This window comes from Eggerthella sp., from assembly GCF_048329335.1.
Taxonomy (GTDB): domain Bacteria; phylum Actinomycetota; class Coriobacteriia; order Coriobacteriales; family Eggerthellaceae; genus Eggerthella; species Eggerthella lenta.
On record NZ_DBFEGU010000045.1, the window covers coordinates 1 to 2,450 of the forward strand.

Annotated in this window: 3 protein-coding genes and 1 pseudogene; 3 read left to right on the forward strand and 1 reads right to left on the reverse strand. The window is 66.6% G+C overall.

Features of this window, described 5'->3' with window-relative positions; genetic code table 11:
* From ACMO6A_RS01585 to ACMO6A_RS01595, 3 genes are all read left to right on the forward strand, one after another.
* A partial coding sequence (locus ACMO6A_RS01585; RefSeq protein ID WP_418470686.1) for a Rieske 2Fe-2S domain-containing protein occupies window positions 1-393 on the forward strand: 393 nt, incomplete at its 5' end.
* 87 nt (window positions 394-480) lie between these two features.
* Window positions 481-1,812: a DNA repair protein gene (locus ACMO6A_RS01590; protein ID WP_009608574.1), complete on the forward strand. Its 1,332-nt coding sequence runs from the start codon at window positions 481-483 to the stop codon at window positions 1,810-1,812.
* Window positions 1,805-2,128 carry a hypothetical protein gene (locus ACMO6A_RS01595; RefSeq protein WP_009304388.1) on the forward strand — a complete coding sequence of 108 codons (324 nt, stop codon included), beginning with the start codon at window positions 1,805-1,807 and terminating at the stop codon, window positions 2,126-2,128. The genes ACMO6A_RS01590 and ACMO6A_RS01595 overlap by 8 nt, the downstream gene beginning before the upstream one ends.
* Window positions 2,129-2,204: 76 nt before the next feature.
* Here ACMO6A_RS01595 and ACMO6A_RS01600 read toward each other — a convergent pair.
* Window positions 2,205-2,450: pseudogene (locus tag ACMO6A_RS01600) on the reverse strand (excinuclease ABC subunit A); the annotation flags it as partial.

Sequence of the window (2,450 nt, forward strand, 5' to 3'; positions counted from 1 at the left end):
ACGCAGGACTGCATGAGCCTGGACGGCATGCCCTACATCGGCGTGCACCGACGTGAGAACCCCCGCTGGTATGTGGCAACCGGGTTCAGCAAGTGGGGGATGACCGGGTCGTACGTGGCGGCGAAGGCCATTGCCGACCTGATCGCGACGGGCGAGAGCCCCGTCGAGGACCTGTTCTTCCCGCAGCGCTCCATGCTGAACGTCGCGCTGTTCTCCAATTTGGGCACCTCGACGGCGAACCTGGTGAAGCCGGGGAAGCGGTGCTCGCATATGGGATGCAGCCTCGAGCGCAACGACGTCGAGGACTCGTGGGACTGTCCTTGCCACGGGTCGCGCTTCGACGCGGACGGCAACGTCCTCGACGGGCCCGCAACGAAGCCGATCTCGGTGTGAAAGCGGTAGCGGCTCCTCCGGCTCCGCGTTGGACGTGCTATACTAAACGAACAAGTGTGCTAGTTGAACGGGGGAGGGGTCGGCGCGATGGAGCGCACGTACGTGTGCATAGATCTGAAGAGCTTCTACGCCAGCGTCGAATGCGTCGACCGCGGGCTGGACCCGCTGACGGCGAACCTCGTCGTGGCCGATCCCGACCGCACGGAGAAGACCATCTGCCTGGCCATCACGCCGTCCATGAAGGCGCTCGGCCTGTCCAGCCGTTGCCGCGTGTTCGAGATCCCCGAGAACGTGGACTACGTCATGGCGAAGCCGCGCATGCAGCGCTACATGGAGGCGTCGGCCGACATTTACTCCATCTACCTGCGCTTCGTGTCGCCCGAGGACGTCCATCCCTATTCCATCGACGAATGCTTCATCGATGCGACGCCGTACCTGTCGCTGTACCGGACGAGCGCCCGGGAGTTCGCCGTCATGCTCATGGAGGCGGTGCTGGCCGAGACGGGCGTGCGCGCCACGGCAGGGGTCGGGCCGAACCTGTTCTTGGCGAAAGTGGCGCTCGACATCACGGCGAAGCACGCCCGGGACTGCATCGGCTTTCTCGACCAGGCCGAGTTCGAGCGCACTATCCAGACCCACCGGCCCATCACCGATATCTGGAACATCGGCCCGGGCATCGCGAGGCGCCTGGCGAAGTACGCGGTGTACGACCTGCGCGGCGTATGCGAGATGAGCGAGGCCACGCTGTACCGCGAGTTCGGCGTGAACGCGGAGTATCTGATCGACCACGCCCACGGCGTCGAGCCGTGCACCATCGCCGACATCCACGCCTACGAGCCGAGCGGGCATTCTCTGGGCAACGGCCAGGTGCTGCCGTGCGACTACTCGTTCGAGGAAGCGCGCGACGTGCTGCGCGAGATGGTGGATCAGCTGGTGCTCGATCTCGTGGAGAAACGTCTGGTCGCCGGATCGATATCGCTGTACGTGGGGTACGCGAAGGGTCCAGGCGAGCGTGCGGGCGAATCGGACGGCGCGTTCTTCGACGGCGGCCACGGCAGGCGCCCCGCAAGCGGCCGCCGCGGTTTCTCTCACACCGGCTCCACGCGCAGGCAGGCGGATCGCACGAACCTCTACTCGAAGCTCATGCCGCGGTTCCTCGACCTGTTCGACGAGACCACGCGCAAAGACGCGCCCATCCGCCGCATCAACGTGGGCGTCGGCGGGGTGCTCCCCGAGGAGTTCGCCACGATGGACCTGTTCTCGGACGTGGAAGCGGAGGCCGAGGAACATCGCCTGCAGCAGGCCGTGCTGGCCGTGAAGGGGCGCTTCGGCAAGAACGCGCTTCTGCGCGGCACCAGCTTGAAAGAGAAGGCCACGGCGCGCGAGCGCAACGAGCAGATCGGAGGGCACCATGCCTGAGCGCCGACCCCGCGCCGACCGCGCGCAGCAGTTCATGCCGTTCGCCGCGCTCAAAGGCTACTACGACCTCATCCGCGAGCGCGAGCGCGTGGCAGAGCCGAAGCGCGAGCTGACCGACGAGCAGGCGCTCGAGCTGTCGCGAAAGCTCTCCCAGCTGAAACGGCGCGAGATGGCGTGCATCGTCCACTACGACGGCGAAGCGTACGTCACCGCGCGCGGCCTGGTCAGCGACATCGACCTCGCGGCCCGCACCGTCACCGTCGTCCGCACCCGCATCCCCCTCGACGACATCGCGGACATCCGGACGGACGCGTGACGCATCATCGCCCGAAAAACACGCTCGAAGGCCGTTTTGCGTGTTTTTCGGGCGATGATGCACGTGCGATGGTGCATCAAAGGTACCTTCCGGTGACGCTCTCGGGGTTGTCGGCCACTTGCTCGGGAGTGCCGACGGCCACGATGCGGCCTCCGGAGGCGCCGCCGCCGGGGCCGAGGTCCACCACGTAGTCGGCGTTGGCGATGACGTCCAGGTCGTGCTCGATCACGACGACCGTCGCTCCCGGCTCCACCAAGCGCTCGAACACGCCCAGGAGGGTGCGCACGTCGAGCGGGTGCAGGCCGATGGTGGGCTCGTCGAA

Excerpts from the sequence above, each read along its gene's own strand:
- ACMO6A_RS01590 (WP_009608574.1), top strand. The coding sequence starts at position 481 with ATGGAGCGCACGTACGTGTGCATAGATCTGAAGAGCTTCTACGCCAGC.
- ACMO6A_RS01595 (WP_009304388.1), top strand. The coding sequence starts at position 1,805 with ATGCCTGAGCGCCGACCCCGCGCCGACCGCGCGCAGCAGTTCATGCCG.